The 19144-nt window shown below is 68.6% G+C and carries 23 protein-coding genes; 8 read left to right on the plus strand and 15 right to left on the minus strand.

Annotated features, from left to right (window positions below; all coding sequences use genetic code 11):
* The first annotated feature begins 29 nt into the window (after window positions 1–29).
* The 4 genes from puuE (at window position 30) to N7I30_RS03920 (ending at window position 5808) form a co-directional block, all read left to right on the plus strand.
* Window positions 30–1475 (plus strand): allantoinase PuuE, encoded by a 1446-nt coding sequence (gene puuE / locus N7I30_RS03905; protein ID WP_498636825.1) that lies wholly within the window; start codon window positions 30–32, stop codon window positions 1473–1475.
* On the plus strand, window positions 1472–2494 hold the full coding sequence (gene alc / locus N7I30_RS03910) for an allantoicase (RefSeq protein WP_498636827.1): 1023 nt from the start codon (window positions 1472–1474) through the stop codon (window positions 2492–2494). The genes puuE and alc overlap by 4 nt, the downstream gene beginning before the upstream one ends.
* On the plus strand, window positions 2491–2997 hold the full coding sequence (locus N7I30_RS03915) for an ureidoglycolate lyase (RefSeq protein ID WP_498636829.1): 507 nt from the start codon (window positions 2491–2493) through the stop codon (window positions 2995–2997). Before alc ends, N7I30_RS03915 begins: the two co-directional genes overlap by 4 nt.
* A 180-nt stretch (window positions 2998–3177) precedes the next feature.
* Entirely contained in the window at window positions 3178–5808 is a 2631-nt protein-coding gene (locus N7I30_RS03920) for a glucose/quinate/shikimate family membrane-bound PQQ-dependent dehydrogenase (protein ID WP_498636831.1), read from the plus strand.
* A 40-nt stretch (window positions 5809–5848) separates the two neighbouring features.
* Here the strand turns inward: N7I30_RS03920 and N7I30_RS03925 are convergent, their stop codons facing one another.
* From N7I30_RS03925 to N7I30_RS03940, 4 genes are read right to left on the minus strand one after another with little or no spacing between them, the layout of a single operon-like run.
* Entirely contained in the window at window positions 5849–7186 is a 1338-nt protein-coding gene (locus N7I30_RS03925) for an 8-oxoguanine deaminase (RefSeq protein WP_498636833.1), read from the minus strand.
* A complete protein-coding gene (gene ureG / locus N7I30_RS03930; RefSeq protein ID WP_230786309.1) occupies window positions 7183–7815 on the minus strand; it encodes an urease accessory protein UreG in 633 nt (210 codons plus the stop codon). Before ureG ends, N7I30_RS03925 begins: the two co-directional genes overlap by 4 nt.
* Entirely contained in the window at window positions 7812–8486 is a 675-nt protein-coding gene (locus N7I30_RS03935) for an urease accessory protein UreF (RefSeq protein WP_498636835.1), read from the minus strand. Before N7I30_RS03935 ends, ureG begins: the two co-directional genes overlap by 4 nt.
* Before the next feature lie 41 nt (window positions 8487–8527).
* On the minus strand, window positions 8528–8992 hold the full coding sequence (locus tag N7I30_RS03940; protein WP_230786314.1) for an urease accessory protein UreE: 465 nt from the start codon (window positions 8990–8992) through the stop codon (window positions 8528–8530).
* Between the two features lie 140 nt (window positions 8993–9132).
* Here N7I30_RS03940 and N7I30_RS03945 point away from each other — a divergent pair, with 140 nt between their 5' ends.
* Entirely contained in the window at window positions 9133–9765 is a 633-nt protein-coding gene (locus tag N7I30_RS03945; RefSeq protein WP_498636837.1) for a hypothetical protein, read from the plus strand.
* A gap of 13 nt (window positions 9766–9778) precedes the next feature.
* On the opposite strand, the gene N7I30_RS03950 is transcribed toward N7I30_RS03945, so the two are convergent.
* Together N7I30_RS03950 and ureC are read right to left on the minus strand one after the other, a co-directional pair.
* Window positions 9779–10186, minus strand: coding sequence for an MliC family protein (locus tag N7I30_RS03950; protein ID WP_483213780.1), 408 nt, complete (start codon window positions 10184–10186; stop codon window positions 9779–9781).
* 69 nt (window positions 10187–10255) lie between these two features.
* Window positions 10256–11968, minus strand: a complete 1713-nt coding sequence (gene ureC / locus N7I30_RS03955; protein ID WP_187391125.1) for an urease subunit alpha — start codon at window positions 11966–11968, stop codon at window positions 10256–10258.
* Window positions 11969–12156: 188 nt separating this feature from the next.
* Between ureC and N7I30_RS03960 the strand changes: the two genes are divergently transcribed.
* Window positions 12157–12567 (plus strand): hypothetical protein, encoded by a 411-nt coding sequence (locus N7I30_RS03960; protein ID WP_498636840.1) that lies wholly within the window; start codon window positions 12157–12159, stop codon window positions 12565–12567.
* Window positions 12568–12684: 117 nt separating this feature from the next.
* Window positions 12685–13227 carry a hypothetical protein gene (locus N7I30_RS03965; RefSeq protein ID WP_498636842.1) on the plus strand — a complete coding sequence of 181 codons (543 nt, stop codon included), beginning with the start codon at window positions 12685–12687 and terminating at the stop codon, window positions 13225–13227.
* Between the two features lie 27 nt (window positions 13228–13254).
* Here the strand turns inward: N7I30_RS03965 and N7I30_RS03970 are convergent, their stop codons facing one another.
* The 5 genes from N7I30_RS03970 to N7I30_RS03990 form a co-directional block, all read right to left on the minus strand.
* The gene (locus tag N7I30_RS03970; protein ID WP_491372711.1) at window positions 13255–13653 is read right to left on the minus strand and encodes a carboxymuconolactone decarboxylase family protein; all 399 of its coding nucleotides are present in this window, start codon (window positions 13651–13653) and stop codon (window positions 13255–13257) included.
* Window positions 13654–13664: 11 nt separating this feature from the next.
* Window positions 13665–14498: a cyclase family protein gene (locus tag N7I30_RS03975; RefSeq protein WP_498636845.1), complete on the minus strand. Its 834-nt coding sequence runs from the start codon at window positions 14496–14498 to the stop codon at window positions 13665–13667.
* 120 nt (window positions 14499–14618) lie between these two features.
* Window positions 14619–14924, minus strand: coding sequence for an urease subunit beta (locus tag N7I30_RS03980; protein WP_024349750.1), 306 nt, complete (start codon window positions 14922–14924; stop codon window positions 14619–14621).
* On the minus strand, window positions 14921–15043 hold the full coding sequence (locus tag N7I30_RS03985; RefSeq protein ID WP_266102048.1) for a hypothetical protein: 123 nt from the start codon (window positions 15041–15043) through the stop codon (window positions 14921–14923). The genes N7I30_RS03980 and N7I30_RS03985 overlap by 4 nt, the downstream gene beginning before the upstream one ends.
* Before the next feature lie 81 nt (window positions 15044–15124).
* Window positions 15125–15700, minus strand: coding sequence for a HupE/UreJ family protein (locus N7I30_RS03990; RefSeq protein ID WP_498636848.1), 576 nt, complete (start codon window positions 15698–15700; stop codon window positions 15125–15127).
* A 394-nt stretch (window positions 15701–16094) separates the two neighbouring features.
* Between N7I30_RS03990 and N7I30_RS03995 the strand changes: the two genes are divergently transcribed.
* A complete protein-coding gene (locus tag N7I30_RS03995; RefSeq protein WP_188076019.1) occupies window positions 16095–16358 on the plus strand; it encodes a hypothetical protein in 264 nt (87 codons plus the stop codon).
* 56 nt (window positions 16359–16414) lie between these two features.
* Here the strand turns inward: N7I30_RS03995 and N7I30_RS04000 are convergent, their stop codons facing one another.
* From N7I30_RS04000 to urtE, 4 genes are all read right to left on the minus strand, one after another.
* Entirely contained in the window at window positions 16415–16717 is a 303-nt protein-coding gene (locus tag N7I30_RS04000) for an urease subunit gamma (RefSeq protein WP_009210852.1), read from the minus strand.
* A gap of 22 nt (window positions 16718–16739) precedes the next feature.
* Window positions 16740–17582: an urease accessory protein UreD gene (locus N7I30_RS04005; RefSeq protein WP_498636850.1), complete on the minus strand. Its 843-nt coding sequence runs from the start codon at window positions 17580–17582 to the stop codon at window positions 16740–16742.
* 193 nt (window positions 17583–17775) lie between these two features.
* Window positions 17776–18231 carry a YbjN domain-containing protein gene (locus tag N7I30_RS04010; RefSeq protein WP_228239394.1) on the minus strand — a complete coding sequence of 152 codons (456 nt, stop codon included), beginning with the start codon at window positions 18229–18231 and terminating at the stop codon, window positions 17776–17778.
* 129 nt (window positions 18232–18360) lie between these two features.
* Window positions 18361–19056: an urea ABC transporter ATP-binding subunit UrtE gene (gene urtE, locus N7I30_RS04015; RefSeq protein WP_498636852.1), complete on the minus strand. Its 696-nt coding sequence runs from the start codon at window positions 19054–19056 to the stop codon at window positions 18361–18363.
* Window positions 19057–19144: the final 88 nt, after the last annotated feature.

The following is a 19144-nucleotide window of genomic DNA, read 5'->3' on the forward strand; positions in this document are numbered from 1 at the left end:
TATCTCTTGTGCAGACTGACGGAGCCTGCATGACATCATCCCGCTACCCGCGCGACCTTCTCGGCTACGGCCGCACGCCCCCCGCCCCGGCATGGCCCAATCCCGGCGGCAGTGGCGACGCCAAGATCTGCGTCCAGTTCATCGTCAATTACGAGGAGGGCGGCGAAAACTCCGTCCTCCACGGCGACGCGGCGTCGGAGGCGTTCCTGTCGGAGATCGTCGGCGCCCAGCCCTGGCCGGGCATGCGCCACATGAACATGGAATCGATCTACGAATACGGTTCGCGCGCCGGCTTCTGGCGGCTCTGGCGCATGTTCACCGAACGGGCCATGCCGGTCACGGTCTATGGCGTGGCCACCGCGCTCGCGCGCAACCCGGACGTGGTCGCGGCGATGCAGGAGGCCGATTGGGAGATCGCCTCGCACGGCCTGAAATGGGTGGAATACAAGGACTACGACCGCGAGGACGAGCGCCGGGACATGCAGGACGCCATCGCGCTGCATGCGGCGATCACCGGCGAACGCCCGCTCGGCTGGTACACCGGCCGCTCGTCCCAGCACTCGCTGGAGCTCGCCGCCGAAGAGGGCGGCTTCCTCTACGCCTCCGACGCCTATGCCGACGACCTGCCCTACTGGCAGGAGACAGAGTCCGGGCCGCTTCTGGTCGTTCCCTACACGCTCGACACCAACGACATGCGCTTCGCCACCCCGCAGGGGTTCAATTCCGGCGACCAGTTCTTCGCCTATCTGAAGGATGCCTTCGACGTCCTCTATGCGGAGGGCGAGGCCGGTCAGGCGAAGATGCTGAATATCGGCCTGCACTGCCGGCTGGTCGGGCGGCCCGGCCGCGCCGCGGCGCTGGCCCGCTTCCTCGACTATGTCCAATCGAAGCCCGACGTCTGGGTCGCGCGGCGGATCGACATCGCCCGCCACTGGCGCGAGCGCTTTCCCCATGCCGCGCCCTGGCGGCCGAGCCGATTGTCGAAAACGGCCTTCGTGGACGTGTTCGGCTCGGTCTTCGAGCATTCGCCCTTCATCGCCGAGCGCACCCTGACCCGCGGTCTCGGCGCCGCCAACGACACGGCCGAAGGCCTTGCCGCGGCGATGATCCAGACCTTCCGCCTCGCCTCGAAGGATGAGCGGCTGGGCATCCTCAAGGCGCATCCCGATCTCGCCGGCAAGCTGGCACTGGCCGGCGACTTGACCGAGCAGTCGAAATCCGAACAGGCCGGCGCCGGCCTCGACCGGCTGAGCGAAGCGGAGCTGGCCCGCTTCACCGATCTCAATACACGCTATGTCGCGCGCTTCGGCTTTCCCTTCATCATCGCCGTGAAGGGCCTGACCAAAGACGACATCCTTGCCGCCTTCGAGGCGCGGGTCGACAACGATCAGGCCACAGAATTTGCCACCGCATGCCGGCAGGTCGAGCGCATCGCCCGCCTGCGCATCGCCCAGATCTTCGAGGACGCAGCATGAGCTCCGAACGCTTCATCACCGCCGACCCCGCACCGGAGGCCGACGACCTCCTGAAGCGCTATGTGGATCTCGCCCATCCACGGCTCGGCACTGAGGTCACCTTTGCCACCGACGACTTCTTCGCCGACAAGAGCCGGATGATCGCGCCCGAGGCGCCGGTCTTTTACCCCGAGCGCTTCGACGACCACGGCAAGTGGATGGATGGCTGGGAATCGCGCCGCAAGCGCACGCCCGGCCACGACCATGCGGTCATCCGCCTCGGCCAGCGCGGCACCATCGCCGCCGTCGACATCGACACCGCCTTCTTCACCGGCAATTTCCCGCCGGAAGCCGCGCTCGAAGCGGCCGACACGGTGGACGCGCCGGGCGAGGACGACTGGCAGACCATCGTGCCGCGCATGGATCTGAAGGGCGACAGCCACAACATCGTCGCCAGTGACGCTGCCGGGCCGTTCCGCTGGCTGCGCCTGCACATCTACCCCGACGGCGGCGTTGCGCGCCTGCGGGTCTACGGCACCATCGCCAAGGACTGGTCAGAGGTCGCCGACGACGAGGTGGTCGACCTCGCCGCGCTGACCAATGGCGGCACCGCCATCGCGTGGAACGACGCCCATTACGGCGCGCCCGCCAACATGCTGGCGCCGGGCCGCGCGCCGGTAATGGCCGATGGCTGGGAGACCGCCCGCCGCCGCCGTCCCGGCAATGACTGGTGCGTCCTCAAGCTCGGCACCGCGGGCACCATCTCCAACCTCCTGATCGACACCCGTCACTTCAAGGGCAATTTCCCCGACCGTTTCAGCCTGCGCGCCGCGCGGCTCGAGACCGATCCCTCGCCCGATTCCATCGAGGCGGAAAGCGCCGCATGGCCGCTGCTCCTCGACGAAACCAGGCTGGCGGCCGACGAAGAGCGGACCTTCGACGACGTGAATGATCTTGGTCCGGTGACCCATGTCCGCCTCGACATCTTCCCCGATGGCGGCGTGTCGCGGCTGCGCCTCTACGGCACCAAGGCATCATGAGCGGGACCGACCGGACGCTGTTCGCGCGCCCGCTCACGAAGGAGGCCTTCGCTCCCTTCGGCGATGTCATCGAGACCGATGGCGCGGCGCATTTCGCGATCAATGGCGGCACCACCACCCGCTTTCACGATCTCGCCCATGTGGATGTCGCGACCGAGGGCGGTCGTCCGCTGATCTCCATCTTTCGCGGCCAGCCCTTCGCCTTCCCGGTGGCGATCCGGATGATGGAGCGTCACCCGCTGGGCAGTCAGGCCTTCGTGCCGCTTCAGCCTGTCCCGTTCCTCATCATCGTGGCGCCGGATCGGGACGGACGGCCCGGCGAGCCCCAGGCCTTCCTCGCCGCCCCCGGCCAGGGCGTGAACTATGCCCGCAATGTCTGGCACCATCCGCTGGTATCGCTCTCCCGGACCAGCGATTTCGTCGTCGTCGACCGCGGCGGCGAGCAGCCGAACCTCGAAGAGCAGACCTACCCGGCACCCTATTCGGTGCTGGCAGAGCGGTAGCGGCGTCCCCCTGGGCGGGCTAGTGCCGGCAACCGAAGCGCGGGCCGCACGGGCGGGAGCCGGCAAGGCACCGGCAACCGTCCGCCTGTCCATTTTGCATTGCCGCAGGCGCCAAAGGCTGGACATGCCGGCCGAGGGCGATAGGTCGGTCCGACATGCTGCACAGCGAAAGGACGTCCGATGCGCTCCGGTCCCGGCTCGATCATCTCCCTCATCACGATCGCGATCCTGGCCCTGGCCGGCCTGTTCCTCACCGGCGGCGGCCTCTGGCTGATCGTCGCGGGCGGTTCCTGGTACTATCTGATCGCCGGCCTCGTCATGCTGGCGACCGCGCTGCTCCTGCAGTTCCGCCGTCCTGAAGCGCTGTCGCTCTACGCCGCGCTCGTCGTCGGCACGCTGATCTGGGCGATCTGGGAGGTCGGCTTCGACTGGTGGCCGCTGGCGGCGCGCGGCGGCGTCATCTTCATCCTCGGCCTCGTCCTGCTCCTGCCGTGGATCACCCGGCGCCTCGGCCGCCGCAATGTCGCCCAGGCACTGGACGGCGTCGTTGTCACGCCGTCGGCGCGGCGCGGATCGGGTCTGGCGCTGTCCGGCGCCCTCGTCATCGCCCTGGTCGTGGCCGGCATCTCCTGGTTCACCGATCTGCACTCGGTCGAGGGCCGTCTGCCGGAGCGCCAGACCGCGTCGAACGATCTCGGCGTTCCGGCCGGCGAATGGCACCAGTACGGCCGCACCAATTACGGCCAGCGCTATGCGCCGCTGGACCAGATCACCCCGGACAATGTCGACCGGCTCCAGGTGGCCTGGGAGTACCATACGGGCGACGAGACCCAGCCGGGCGATCCGGTGGAGACAACCTTCGAGGTGACCCCGCTGAAGATCGGCGAGCGGCTGTATCTGTGCACGCCGCATCAGAACGTCATCGCCCTCGATGCCACGACCGGCGAAGAGATCTGGCGCTACGATCCGCAGATCCAGGGCGAGCTCGCCCTGCAGCACCTCACCTGCCGGGGCCTTGCCTATCAGGCGCCGGGCACGGACGATCAGGCGGGTGCCGATGCGGCCGCCGCGCCGGCCACGGATGCGGCGTCGCCGGCCTCCGACGCGCCCACCGGCACGGCCACCGCGCTTGCGCAGAGCGGCCAGCTCGCCGCGCCCCAGACCGACGGCCAGCCTGCAGCGGCGGGTGACGCCGCGACCGCCCCGGCCACTCCGGCCGAGACGCCCACCAGCAACCAGCCGGTGGCGGCGGCGACCGCCGCGCGCACCAGCGACGCCTGCGACGGCAAGCTGTTCATGCCGACCGCCGACGGCCGGCTGATCGCCCTCAACCTCGACACCGGTGCCGTCTGCACCGGCTTCGGTGGCGGCGACGGCCAGATCGACCTCTGGCGGAAGATGCCGAACGTCAATCCGGGGTCCTATTACTCGACCTCGCCGGTCGTCGTGACCCAGAATATCGTCATCGTCGGCGGCACGGTCCTCGACAACGTTTCCACCAACGAGGCCTCGGGGGTCATCCGCGGCTACGACATCGAGACGGGCGATCTCGTCTGGGCGTGGGATTCGGGCAATCCGGACCAGACTGCGCCGCTGCCGGAAGGCCAGACCTACACGCCGAACTCGCCCAATTCCTGGTCGATCTCGGCGGCCGACGAGGCGCTCGGCATGGTCTATGTGCCGCTCGGCAACCAGCCCCCGGACCAGTGGGGTGCAAACCGCTCCGACGCCGTCGAGCGCTTCTCCTCCTCGGTCGTCGCCCTCGACATCGCCACCGGCGAAGTGCGCTGGGTGTTCCAGACCGTCCATCACGATCTGTGGGATTACGACGTGCCGTCGCAGCCCTCGCTGCTCGACCTGACCATCAGGGGCGAGAGCGTGCCGGTGCTGGTCCAGCCGACCAAGCAGGGCGAGGTCTACGTCCTCGACCGGCGCACCGGCGAGCCGGCCCTGCCGGTTGTCGAGAGCCCGGTCCCCGGCGGCGCCGTCGAACCGGACTTCACCGCGCCGACCCAGCCGGTCTCGGCGCTGTCCTTCGATCCGCCGGCGATCCGCGAGACCGACATGTGGGGCGCCACCCTGTTCGATCAGCTCGCCTGCCGCATCGCCTTCCATGGCTATCGCTACGAGGGCCGCTACACGCCGCCGTCGCTGGAAGGCTCGCTGGTCTATCCGGGCAATTTCGGCGTGTTCAACTGGGGCGGCGTCGCCATCGACCCGGTGCGCGACGTGATGTTCTCGACGCCCGCCTATCTGGCCTTCGTCTCGAAGCTGGTGCCGCGCGACAATGACAGCGACCTCGTCGTCAACAAGTCGCAGCCGGAAGGCGCGCTGCCGGCGCTGAACGAGAATTTCGGCGCGCCCTATGCGGTCGAGTTGTCGCCCTTCACCTCGGTGCTCGGCCTGCCCTGCCAGTCGCCGCCCTGGGGCTATGTGGCGGGTTCCGACCTTGCCACCGGCGAGACGGTATGGATGCACAAGAACGGCACGGTGCGCGATTCCTCGCCGATCCCGCTGCCTTTCGAGATGGGCGTGCCGGATCTCGGCGGGCCGGTCATCACCGCCGGCGGCGTCGCCTTCATCTCCGGTACGCTCGACTATTACGTGCGCGGCTTCGACGTGACGACGGGCAAGCAGCTCTGGCGCGCCCGGCTGCCGGCCGGCGGCCAGTCGACGCCGATGTCCTACGAGGGCGCCGACGGGCGGCAGTATGTGCTGGTCGCGGCGGGCGGGCACGGCTCGCTCGGCACCAAGCGCGGCGACAGCGTGATCGCCTACGCGCTGCCCGACGGGGCCGCAGCCGCAGAGTAAGACAAACGCCGTCCGGGGTCGCCACGCGGCCCCGGACGGCTCAGGCGAAGCGCAGGGCCGCGGCGCCGTGCGCGGCCCGCAGTTGGCCGATGTCGAGGCCGACGGGCATGCCGTCCTCGACCCGCCACTCGCCCTTCACCATCACCCGGTCCGCACGGGTCGCACCGCACAGGACCAGCGCGGCGATCGGATCGTGCGCGCCCGAGAAGCGCAGCTCGTCCAGCGTGAACAGCGCGAGATCGGCCTGCATGCCGACGGCGATGCGGCCGATATCCGTCCGGCCGAGACAGGCGGCCGAGCCTTCGGTGCCCATGGCCAGCACGTCGCGGGCGGTGACCGCCTCTGCGGAGCGATAGTTCAGCCGCCCCACCATCAGCGCATGGCGCGCCGCCTCGATGAGGTTCGACGCGTCGTTCGATGCCGATCCGTCGACGCCGAGGCCGACGGGCGAGCCCGCCGCACGCAATTCGTTGACCGGGCAGAAGCCGGAGGCCAGCACCGCGTTGGACGCCGGGCAGTGGCAGACGCCGACCTTGTGGGCGCCGAGCCGGCGGCACTCGTCGGTGGTGAAGTGGATGCCGTGGGCCAGCCAGGTGCGCGGCCCGAGCCAGCCGACATCTTCCAGATAGTCGACCGGGCGGCAGCCGAAGCTCTCGACGCAGAAGCGGTTCTCGTCCTCGGTCTCGCCGAGATGGGTGTGGAGCCGGCAATCGTGCCTCTCGGCAAGCTCGGCGCTGGCCATCATCAGGCTCTTCGTCACCGAGAAGGGCGAGCACGGCGCCAGCGCGATCTGCGTCATCGCGGCGTCGCTGCGGTCATGCCAGCGGCCGATCAGCCGTTCGCTGTCGGCGAGGATCTCGTCCTCGTCCTGAACCACCGAATCCGGTGGCAGGCCACCATCCTTCTGGCTGAGATTCATCGAGCCGCGGGTCAGCGTCACCCTAATGCCGAGCGCTGCCGCTTCCTCGGCTTCGATGTCGATGGCGTCCTCGAGCCCCTTCGGGAACAGATAATGGTGGTCGGCCGCCGTGGTGCAGCCGGACATCAGCAATTCGGTCAGGGCCAGCCGCACCGACAGGCGGAAACTGTCCGGATCGAGCCGCGCCCAGATCGGGTAGAGGCTCTGGAGCCAGGGAAACAGCTCCTTGTCGATCGCCTGCGGATGGGCTCGCGTCAGCGTCTGGTAGAAATGGTGGTGGGTGTTGACGAGCCCAGGCAGCACGACGTGGCGGGCGGCGTCGAAGACCTCGTCCGCCGCCACCTGCGGCTCACCGCCCGACGGCACCAGCTTGACGATGCGGCCGTCCTCCACGACGATGCCGCCCTCGGCCCCGTCCGCGAGGATCGCCAGCGGCGTCTTCAGCCAGAGCCGTGTCAAGCCGCGCTCTCCACCGCTCTCATGCCGCCGCGTTCGGACAGGAAGGCCAGGATGTCGCCGATGCCCTTGGCACGCGACAGATCGGCAAAGATCGTCGGGCCGTCGCCGCGGCCCTTCGCGGCATCGCTGCGCATCCGCTCCAGATCGGCACCGACATGGGGGGCGAGATCGGTCTTGTTGACCACCAGGAGGTCCGAGCGGGTGATCGCCGGTCCGCCCTTGCGCGGAATGTCGTCACCCTGGCAGACGGAGATGACGTAGATCGACAGATCCACGAGGTCCGGCGAGAAGGTCGCCGCCAGATTGTCGCCGCCCGATTCCACCAGCACCAGGTCGAGGCCCGGATGGCGAGCGTTGAGATCGCGGATCGCGGCGATGTTGATCGAGGCATCCTCGCGGATCGCCGTATGGGGACAGCCGCCGGTCTCGACGCCGATGATCCGGTCGGAGGGCAGCGCCTGCAGCCGGACCAGCGCCTCGGCGTCCTCCCGGGTGTAGATGTCGTTGGTGACGACGCCGATCGACCAGCTGTCGCGTGCCGCCTTGCAGAGCTTTTCGACCAGGGTCGTCTTGCCCGAGCCGACGGGGCCGCCGATGCCGACGCGCAGGGGACCATTCTTGGACATCATGAGCGGAAGAGCCTCGTGGGAAGGGTTTCGTGCCGCAGTGCGGCAATGTCCGACCCTAGCGCCGCGGAGCCGAGATCGTCCAGAGTCGAACGGCCCGCCCGCTCGGCCAGAACACGGATGTCCGGCTCCAGCCGCCGCAGGATCCGCACCGCCTCGCTCTGGGCCAGCGGCACCAGCCGCACCGCCGCCGACACCAGCGACGCAGCGAACCCGTGCACGAAGGCCATCAGCGTCTCGTCCAGCCCGAAGCCGGCTTCGGCGGCCAACCGCCCGACCGCGACCGGATAGGCGATGGCCCCGTTGCCTTCCGTGCCCTCGGCATCCTCCGTTGCCGCCCAGGGCTGCGAGGCTTCGGCGAAGGCGGCGCCCAGCGCCAGCGTCTCGGCGCGGCGTTCGGCACTGCCGGCCAGCGCCTCGGCGAGCTCCGCGACGGCCGCGAATCGGGCGGCGTCGCCTGCCTGATGCGCGGCGTAGGCTTCGACCAGCAGCACGGCGTCGTTCCAGCCGCTGCCGCGATCGAGCAGCACCCGTACCCAGGCCTCGACCGAAGCCCCATCCGTCAGGACGCGCTCGGCCACCGCCGTTTCCAGCCCATGCGACCAGGCGAAGGCGCCGATCGGGAAGGCCGGCGAGAACAGGGTCAGGAGTTCGGCCAGATGCGGAGAAGCCACCGATGCCGACTTCGACACCGGGCCTGCGTCGGTCAGCCGGCTCAAAGCGGGGCCGTCTCAACCGGATGGTGATGGCCCGACGGCTCGTAGGCGCCGCCTTCGGGATCGAACGCTGCCTCGGTCTCGGTGATTTCGGCGCCCAGCCCCTCCAGCATGGTGCGCACCACGGCGTCGCGGCGGATCAGGATGCGATCGTCGAGCAATTGCGCCGCCAGATGCCGGTTGCCAATCTGCCAGGCCAGCGCCAGCAGATGGCGGGCGTCGCGGCCGCGGATCTCGTAGAGCTCCTCGGGCTTGGCCTTCACGGCGATCAGCCGGCCGTCGTCCAGGAGGATGGCGTCACCCTCGACCAGCAGCAGCGCCTCCGGCAGGTCGAGCAGGAAGGCGATGCCATCGTCGCTGACCATCGCCATGCGGCGGCGATGGCGCGCCGATTCGTCCAGCGTGATCGTGTCCGCCGCCGTGGTCCACTCTCCAGCCCGCTTGATGGTATCGCCGACGATCATCCCGCTGTCTCTTTCTGAAGGGCCATGCCCGTTTCACTATGCGTGCCGCGACGATACGGTGCCCCGCGGCTCCGGACCAGCCCTTCGGCCGGGCGAACCATGGCGCCGAATGCGTCGGCAGATGGGCAAGGGAACGCAGCATGGCCCTGCAGAACCGCGTCACCCCGCTGGGCGAGATCGTCGCCGACCCGGCGAAGGGCGATTTCATGGGCAATCGCGGCATCCTGCACGACGGCGCGCGCCACCTCGGCGTCAGCCGCTGGAAGCACAAGGCGTGGATCGTCTGCACGCTGGCGTTCAAAAGCCGCAAGCGCGAGATCATGGCGCCGGGCCGCTACACCGAATTGTTCTTCCTCGACGAGGCGACGGCGCTTGCCGCCGGCCACCGGCCCTGCTGGGAATGCCGCCGCGCGGCCGCCCTCGCCTACCGTTCCGCCTTCGCCGAGGGCAACGGGCTGGAGAACGCCCCGTCGAGCCGCGAGATCGACGACCTCCTGCATGCCTCGCGCATCGTCACGGGCACACGCCATCAGCGCCGGGCGGAGCGCCTCGGAGGCGAGCTGCCCGACGGCGTCTTCGTCATCGTCGAGGAACGGCCCTGGCTCGTTCTGGACAATCGCCTCCTGCGCTGGACGCCCGCGGGCTACGATGCCGTGCGGGAAATGCCGGACGGGCCGATCACCATGGCAACGCCGCTGCCGAACGTCGCTGCGATCGCTGCGGGGTACTGCCCGGCCCTGCACGCCAGTGCCGCGGCGCTGGCCGGCGACTGAGCACTCGTCCCGATCAGCGGCGCACTTCGCAGACCGTCGTCTGGCTCGGATCGCTGCGCATTTCGCTGTAGAGGTCGCCGCGCCGTCCCTTGGTCCACCAGACCATCGCGCCGGCCGCGTATTTCGCGCCCGAGCCGGACATGACATCGACGAACAATGTCTGGCGGCCGTCTACCGGCAGGATGGCGAGCGAGTTGGACGGCAAATTGATGTATTCGACAGCCATTTCCACCGGTTCGGCCTCCTCCGCGTCCCGGCAGAGATAGGTGACGGTGGTGCGCTCGGCCGGTCCCTCCAGATCGAGGGTCAGCGGCTCTCCGTCCTGCGCGAACGCGGGGACGGCACCAATGGCAGCCAGCGCCAGGCCGAGCGCAAGCGCCCTGCCCCGTGCGGCGATCGAAACGTCATTGCGGTGCATCATGGCTCCTCCCCTTTGGCCGCGGCGGGTCCGATCGTCCTCCGGTCGCCGGCTGCAATTCTTCGGGAAAGCCTAGAACAGGAAGTAGCGCTGCGCCATCGGCAGCACCGAGGCGGGCTCGCAGGTCAGCAATTCGCCGTCGGCGCGCACCTCGTAGGTTTCCGGATCGACCTCGATATGGGGCGTCGCGTCGTTGAGGCGCATCGATGCCTTGGAGATGCCGCCGCGGGTGTTCTCCACCGCCAGGAATGCCTTCTCGCAGCCGATCTTTTCGCGCAGCCCGTCGGCCATCGCCGCGCCGGAGACGAAGGAGATCGCGGAATTGCTGACGGCCTTGCCGAAGGCGCCGAACATCGGCCGGTAATGCACCGGCTGCGGCGTCGGGATCGAGGCGTTGGGGTCGCCCATCGGGGCCGCCACGATGGTGCCGCCGATCAGCACCATCATCGGCTTCACGCCGAAGAAGGCCGGGTCCCACAGCACGATGTCGGCGCGCTTGCCGACCTCGATCGAACCGATCTCCTTCGACATGCCCTGCGCGATGGCCGGGTTAATCGTGTATTTCGCGACATAGCGACGGGCACGCAGATTGTCGTTGTCGCCGGTCTCGCCGGGAAGCCGCCCGCGCTGCCGCTTCATCTTGTCGGCGGTCTGCCAGGTCCGCACGATGACCTCGCCGACCCGGCCCATGGCCTGGGAATCGGAGGCGATGATCGAGAAGGCGCCGAGATCGTGGAGAATGTCCTCCGCCGCGATGGTCTCCTTGCGGATGCGGCTTTCGGCGAAGGCGATGTCCTCGGGAATCGACGCGTCGAGATGGTGGCAGACCATCAGCATGTCGAGATGCTCTTCCAGCGTGTTGGTCGTGTAGGGCCGCGTCGGATTGGTCGAGGACGGGATCACGTTGGGCAGTCCGCAGACCTTGATGATGTCCGGCGCGTGACCGCCGCCGGCGCCCTCGGTATGGAAGGCGTGGATGGTGCGGCCCTTGAAGGCGTCGACGGTGTTCTCGACGAAGCCGCTCTCGTTCAGCGTGTCGGTGTGGATCATCACCTGAACGTCGTGATCGTCGGCCACCGACAGGCAGCAATCGATGGCGGCGGGCGTCGTACCCCAGTCCTCATGCAGCTTCAGGGCGCAGGCGCCGCCCCGCACCATCTCCTCCAGCGCGGCCGGCAGCGACGCGTTGCCCTTGCCCGAGAAGCCGATATTCATCGGCATAGCGTCGGTGGCCTGCAGCATGCGCGCCAGATGCCAGGGTCCGGGCGTGCAGGTCGTTGCCAGCGTGCCGTGCGCCGGCCCGGTGCCGCCGCCCATCATGGTGGTGACGCCGGAAAACAGCGCCTCCTCGATCTGCTGCGGGCAGATGAAGTGGATGTGGCTGTCGAAGCCGCCGGCGGTGACGATCTTGCCCTCGGCGGCGATCGCCTCGGTGCCGGGGCCGATGATGATGTCGACGCCGCCCTGGGTGTCGGGATTGCCGGCCTTGCCGATGGCGCAGATGCGGCCGTCGCGCAGGCCGATATCGGCCTTGTAGATGCCGGTATGATCGAGGACCAGCGCGTTGGTGATCACCGTGTCGACCGCGCCCTCGGCCCGCGAATGCTGGGACTGGCCCATGCCGTCGCGGATCACCTTGCCGCCGCCGAACTTCACCTCCTCGCCATAGGTGGTGAAGTCCTTCTCCACCTCGATGAACAGTTCGGTGTCGGCGAGGCGGACCTTGTCGCCGGTCGTCGGGCCGAACATGGCGGCATAGGAAGAGCGAGCGATCCGGGCGGGCATGGGCGATCTCCAGACGGGTCGAATTCTAAGGATACGGCCGCTCTCGTTGCGGCGCACCATCAGTGACCATAGGTCGGTCGCGAAAGCTTGTCTTCCCGGTTTTGTCGATCGGCGCGAGACTGGCGGCAATTCGGCCGCCGCGGCGCGCATGCCGGCCATGGCCGCACGTTCCCGATTCAGGAGCCCCGATGATCCGCTTCGCCCTCCTCGCCGCGCTGCTTCTTCCCGGCGCCGCCCTCGCCCAGGCCTATGATCCGGGGCCGATGGGCGATGTGCCGGGCTCGTCCGCATCGGGCATGCGCATCGGCGGGTCGCCTGCAGCGCCGGCCGGTCCCCGCATTCGTGGCGCCGACGTTTTCGGCGACACGGTCACCGAGCGGGCCTACGGCAAGAATTTCGACGACAGCTATCTGAAGCCGAAGGTGCCCCGCAGCCGTGCCCCTCAGCCAAGCACGGCAGAACGCGCGGTCGAGGGCCGGTCGGACCTCAACGGCATCAATGCCGGCAGCTTCGCGCGGCAGGGCCCCAGTGCCGCGGGCGGCAGCGCGGTGACCCGCGGCCGTTCGGTCGGCTCACATCGCGCCATCATCCGGCGGTAGGCTGCGCGGCGCCTGCCGGCGTTCGGGAACCGGTCGGAAGCGCGCGGAGTTGGTGATCAGAGGCAGCGGGCCGCCGACACCCACCGACCCGCGCCGTGAAACCGGAAGGCAGAGGCCATGCGCAGATCCCTCACCCCCCTGATCGCAATCGCGGCGGTGCTCGCCGCGGCTCCCGCACTGGCCCAGCTCTCCGGCGGCGTCGGGGGCTCTTCGGGTGCCGGGGGCTCGTCCGGCATCGGCGGATCGTCGGGCAGCGGTGTCGTCACCGGCTCCGGCGCCAGCGGCATCGGCAGCACGGGCGGCGTCGGATCGGGGTCGAGCCTGTCGGACACGGGCGCATCGCCGACTCTCACCGACCCGATCGCACCGGGGGCGAGTTCCGGCAGCACCGGCCTCGGCGCCAACACGACCGAAGGGCTGGCGAGCGAGGGTTCGTCGACGATCAACAGCCTCAATGCCGAAGGGCTGGCACGCTCCGAGGACGGCGCCGGCACCTCGTCGGTCACCAGCTTCGGCACCAGCGACACGATCGGCACCCCGGGCGCTGGGCCCGACCGCGCCTACCGGATCACCAAGCCGACCGTCGCCGTCGATCTGGGCTCCATTCGTCGCGGCCTGTCGAACGCCCCGAGTGCCATTCCCAAGGCCAATGGCGACTGAGCCACGCCTCGTCTCCTGAGCCGGCGATCAGACCTCGAAGGCGTCGTCCACGGGCACCTGCAGCGCCTGCGCCAGCTGGTTGGTCCTGGCGGCAAGGCCGACGACGGCCAGCAACTCGCCATATTGCGCATCGGTCATGCCCTTCGCCCGCGCTGCGGCCGTGTGGGAATGGACGCAATAGCTGCAGCCATTGGTGGTCGAAACGGCGATGTAGAGCATCTCGCGGGTCAGCGGATCGAGCGCGCCCGGTGCGCCCATCACCGCCTTCACTTCCTCCCATGTCCGCTTCAGCGTCGCCGGGTCGGCGGCCAGTACGCGCCAGAAATTGTTGACGAAGTCCGAGCCGCGGGTCGCGCGGATGTCGTCGAAGACGGCGCGCACCTCGGGGCTGGCCTCTGCATCCGAAACCAGCGGTGCCGTTGCCATAGCCTGTCCCCTCAGGTGAGTGCGAAGACGCGGGCCGGACCGCCCGAGCCGCCGCGATGCTTCGGCGCGCCGACGATCAGCGTCGCACCCGTGGCCGGCATGTCGTCGAGCCCGGCGATGCACTCCAGCCCCCAGCGGCCTTCCGGCAACCAGGCGTAATGCACGGCGAAGTCCGGCGACATGCCGAAGTCGAGCGACAGCGTGTCGACGGCGATGCCGACCGCCGATCCCTCCAGCAGCATCTGCACCGCTTCCACATGGAAGCCGGGGAAATGCATGGTGCCGTCCTGGTCGGCATTGCGGAACTTGTCGGTGTCCAGATGCCGGGCCCAGCCGGAATTCATCGCCACGCAGCAATTCTCCGGCATGTCGCCATGGGCCGCGATCCACGCCTTCAGATCGTCGGGCGTGACCTGCGCGTCCGCATCCTTCTCTGCCTTCTCGCGGATATCGACCACGACCAGCGGCGCCATCAGCTTGTCGACGGGGATCTCCGCCACCGACTGGCCATCGGCGGAGAAATGCAGCGGCGCGTCGACATGGGTGCCGGTGTGCTCGTTCACCCGCAGCTCGAACAGATTGAACTTGTGCTCGGCGTAGGAGAATTTCTGCTCCATGAAGAATTGCTGGTCGCCGAAGAAGGTCGGGAACTCCGGATAGAGCTCATGGGTCAGGTCGGCGATGGAATTGGCCGGCATCGAGGGGGCGACCGCCGGCTTGGCGGCGCCCTGCGCAAAGGCCGGGCTGGCGATCCCTGCCGCGGCCACTGCAAGCCCGCCGCCCAAGAGCCCGCGCCGGTTCAGCATCCGGCTCTTCACGCTGTCGATCACGCAATGGTCGCACATTCGCCCGTCCCCCTTTTCCAGCTCGCACCAAGCCGCGCCTGCGCCATCGCCAGGCTTGCAGCCATCGTCCTCACGGCCGGGAATCAGGGGTGGCGCCTCAGCGGCGCCCCGTGGCGCCGGTCAGAGCGCGCCCATCACCTTGCCGTTGAAGCCATAGACCTTGCGCGCACCGCCCAGCGGCACCAGCGTGACCTCGCGGGTCTGCCCGGGCTCGAAGCGCACGGCGGTGCCGGCGGCCAGATCCAGCCGCATGCCGCGGGCGGCGTCGCGATCGAAGGTGAGTGCGGGATTGGTCTCGGCGAAATGGAAATGGCTGCCGACCTGGACCGGCCGGTCGCCCGTATTGCCGACCATCAGGGTGATCGGCTCGGCGCCGTCGTTGAGGACGATGTCGCCGTCGGGGGTGAGGATTTCGCCGGGGATCATGAACCATTCCTCCAGAGCTTGCGAATGGCGATGATCGCCAGAACCACCAGCAGCACGGGGCCAATCGCCATCAGGTCGTATTCGCCGACCGGCTGCGGTGCCCGGATGAACTCAGGCACGCCGTTGCTCTTCTGTCAGGCCCGCCCGTCTCCGGGCGAGCCCTGTCGTCTGCGGGCCAGGGCCCGGATGCGTCACGCGGCTCAGGCCGCGATCATGTAGAGGCCGGCAAGCGCCGAGGCCGCGCCGAGCGCGCGGACGATCAGCGGCTGGCGGTCGGCGGTCAGGGAATGGCCGAGGGCCAGGCCGACACCATGCAGCGCCACCGTGGCCACCACGAAACCGAGGCCGAAGGAGAGCGCGCCGGCCGAACCGAGCTCGGCGCCATGGGCGGAACCATGGAACAGGGCGAAGGCGCCGACGGCTGCGGCCGCGGCCGGAACCGGCAGACGAACGGCGGCGGCGACAAGAAGGCCGAGGGCGACGACCGACGCCATGACCACCGGCTCGACGAAGGGCAGCGACATTCCGTTCAGGGCCAGCACGAAGCCGGCGCCCATGGCGGCGACGAAAGCGACGGGAACGGCAAGGCGCGCACGGCCGCCCAGCGTCGCGGCCCACAGGCCGACGGCCACCATCACCAGGACGTGGTCCCAACCGAGCAGCGGATGCGACGCGCCGGCGGCCAGCGAGCCATGGGCGACAGGATCGAGATGGGCGAAGGCGGGCACTGTCGCGGCGGCCAGGGTTGCGGCGGCAATGGCGAAGCGTGTGAGCATGCGGATGTCCCTCAGATTGGTCGACGGGCGCCCCGATATGGGTCACGTCCAGCCCGCCGCCGGCAACGCCCCGCAGGGGCGCCCGGCACGGCGGGTTCGGGCGCGATCATGGAAGCCGGCTTAACCGGTGTCAAAGGCTTTCTGGCGCTGGTCTCGCAGATGCGAAGAGCGGCGGGAGGGCCTGTAGGGTTTCGGAAAGCCTACCGATAACCAAGGTTGCGCCGGCAAGAACTCGTGAAACTTTCGCGGGTTATGTCTCGGCTCCGCGTTAACGGCTTTCGGGAAAAAGAGCTGGTGCGCGGAACGAAACGTCGCATAATGACGTTGCGGAAGAAGGCAAAGGTCCGGCATCGAACGATCGGACCGCGCAACCGCACAACAGGTTGGAGTTCACATGCTGAGGTCGCTTCTGATTGCGGCGTTTCTCGGTCTGCTCCTCGGTCCCGTCGGACCGGCGCAGCCCCTGATGGTCCGCACTGTCACCATCGGTCCGGTCACCGGTCCCGCCTATTATTCCGTCATCGAACAGGGGTTCCGATTCGTCGGAGACGCGCCCGTCGCTGTGGCAGCCGACGAGCCGGACATGACCGTGTCCTCCCTCGAACCCGCCGCGAAGGCGGACACGCTGGCCGAGGCACCGGCCACCGAACGCCGATAGGCAACGCGTCCGGCCGCGCCTGCGGCGCAGGCGTCCCAAGTCTCGGACCGTCCGGATCAGCGGATCGGTTCGTGCACCGTCACCAGCTTCGTGCCGTCGGGAAAGGTCGCCTCGACCTGGACGTCGTGGATCATCTCGGCAATCCCCTCCATCACCTGGTCGCGCGTGATCACATGGGCGCCGGCCTCCATCAGGTCGGCGACGCTGCGGCCGTCGCGCGCGCCTTCAACCACATAGTCGGTGATCAGCGCGATCGCCTCGGGATGGTTCAGCTTCACGCCGCGTTCCAGCCGGCGGCGCGCCACCATGGCGGCCATCGAGACGAGCAGCTTGTCCTTTTCGCGCGGGGTCAGTTGCATGCCGGGTTCCTTCGCAGATGCGTCATAACGACCATACAAGCGGCAACGGCCCGTCCGCCAGACCCGAAAGCACCGGCACCAGCTGCTGGCGCAGATGAAAGCCGGACGCGGCCCGGATGCGGGCGACGAGAAGACCACCAACCAGACTGGCGCCACCGTCTTCGCCGATCGCTGCGCGAAGCCCCTCGAGGCGCGCCTCGGCGTCGGGCAGATGAGCCACCACCGTCGCCAGCGCGCGGTTCGGGCCGAGCGAGGCGGGCTCCGCCATCGCCGCAGCGATGTCGCCAGACAGTTGCAGGTCGTCGGCAAAGACCAGCCGGCCGCCCAGCCGCACGCGCCAGCGATCGTGGAAATGGCCGTTGGTCACGCTCTCGCCCATGAGCTCGCGGCCGAGGATCAGCGATTCGCACAGGAGAAAGCGCGCATCCGTCGCGGCCTCGACATCGAGCGTGCGGCGCACCCGGCCGCCGTCGAAGAGGATCGTCTCCTGGGGCAGCCAGGCGAGCCGTGCGCCCTCATCCAGCGTCGCCCGCGTCGTCACATGGGCGGTGTCGCCGCCGGAGGCACGGTAGATGCGTTCGCAGGCCTGGGTGGTGACCGTGAGATCGGCCCCGGCCGCCACGGTGAAATCCTGCGCCAGCCGGTCGCCGCCGGTCAGGCCGCCCGAACTGTTGATCAGGATCGCCTCGGCCTGCTGGCGCGGCAGCCGTGGAAACCGCAGCTTGAGGCAGCCGGACTGGTGCAACCGCTGCAGCCGGGTTCGCGCATCGACGACGCGGAACTGCGCCGACGCAGACCCTTCCGAGCGCTGCATGCGGCGCGGGGCCGCCTGGTCCGTCACCGGCAGGTCACGCACCGCGCTCATGCGGGCAGGCCAGCGCGGACGCGCGGTAAAGCGGCTTGATCCGACGGGGCGCCGGCTGCGTCTCTCATGATGATCTGTCCAAGGGGATGCGTGGAGATGGCGCGAGGCTCGCAGGTCCCGGCATGAACGGCAAGAGTGCGACCGGGCGCGAATTCCAGCCCGACGGCGGGGCCACCGGAAGTCGCGAATGGCCCTAGAGCTTGAGGATGCCCGACTTGAACTCTCTCAGGGACAGACGCCACCAGTCGAACGTGTCCTCGAGATTGCCGCGGGTGACTCCGTGGCGCAGATTGACGTCCATCTCCAGCACCGGATCGTTCTCGGCGTCGATATAAGCCTTGGCAAAGCGCTTGTCCCGGTTCCAGCCGTTGATGGCGGCCTGATCGACAGGGACCCCCTCCCAGGAGGCATAGAACTGGAGGCTCTGGCATTCGCTTCTGTCGGAATTGCAGTCGTTGAAGAAGATCACGTAGAGCGTGCCATTGATGCGCCCCCGGACATATTCGGTCTCGTCCTTTTCCAATGTCCCGGAGCCGAAGCCGCGGGCGATGTCGACGATCTGATCGACCTCGCCAGGCTTGACCAGCGTTTGCGCCTGACTGGCACCGGCAAGACAAAGGCAGGCAAGAAGCGTCGCGATGAAGCGCACTGGGTATCCTCCCAAAAGCGGAACGCACCACGTGCCGCAGATCGAGGAACATCGGCCGCGACCGTGTCATCCTTTCTAACATGCCGCTCGGGAAGACTGAAGCGAGGGCGATCATCGCGGAGATCGGGATCACACCGTCAGATGCCGGCGTACCTCGGGATCGTCGAGGCCTTCGGCGGGGCCGTCGAAGACGATTTCGCCGCGGTCCATGATGTAGACCTGATCGGCGAGCTCGCGGCAGAAATCCAGATATTGCTCGACCAGCAGGATGGCGAGACCGGACTGGTCCTTCAGATAGCGGATGGCCCGGCCGATATCCTTGATGATCGAGGGCTGGATGCCCTCGGTCGGCTCGTCGAGGACGAGAAGCTGCGGCCGTGTCACCAGCGCCCGGCCGATCGCCAGCTGCTGCTGCTGGCCGCCGGACAGGTCGCCGCCACGCCGGCCGAGCATGTCGGCGAGCACCGGGAAGAGCTCGAAGACATGGTCGGGGATGGTCCGGTCGGCGCCCTTCAGCGGCGCGAAGCCGGTCTGGAGATTCTCTTTCACCGTCAAAAGCGGGAAGATCTCGCGGCCCTGGGGCACGAAGCCGATGCCGCGGCGGGCCCGCGTATAGGGCGCCTCGCGGCCGAGATTGTCGCCGTCGAGGGCGATCTGGCCGGCGAGGATCGGCTGCTGGCCGACGATGGCGCGCAGCAGCGAGGTCTTGCCGACGCCGTTGCGCCCGAGAACGCAGGTGATCTCGCCCTTCTTCGCATTCAGCGACACGCCGCGCAGCGCCTGCGCCGCACCGTAATAGAGATCGACGTTCGAAACGGTCAGCATGGGGCGTTCGGCGCTCCTGCAGGAAATGTTGGATGGGCCGCGAGCGAACCGGCAAGGCAGCGCGTTCCGCCCTCCCCGGACCGCATCG

Source organism: Aurantimonas litoralis (genome assembly GCF_026153195.1).
Classification (GTDB): Bacteria; Pseudomonadota; Alphaproteobacteria; order Rhizobiales; family Rhizobiaceae; genus Aurantimonas; species Aurantimonas coralicida.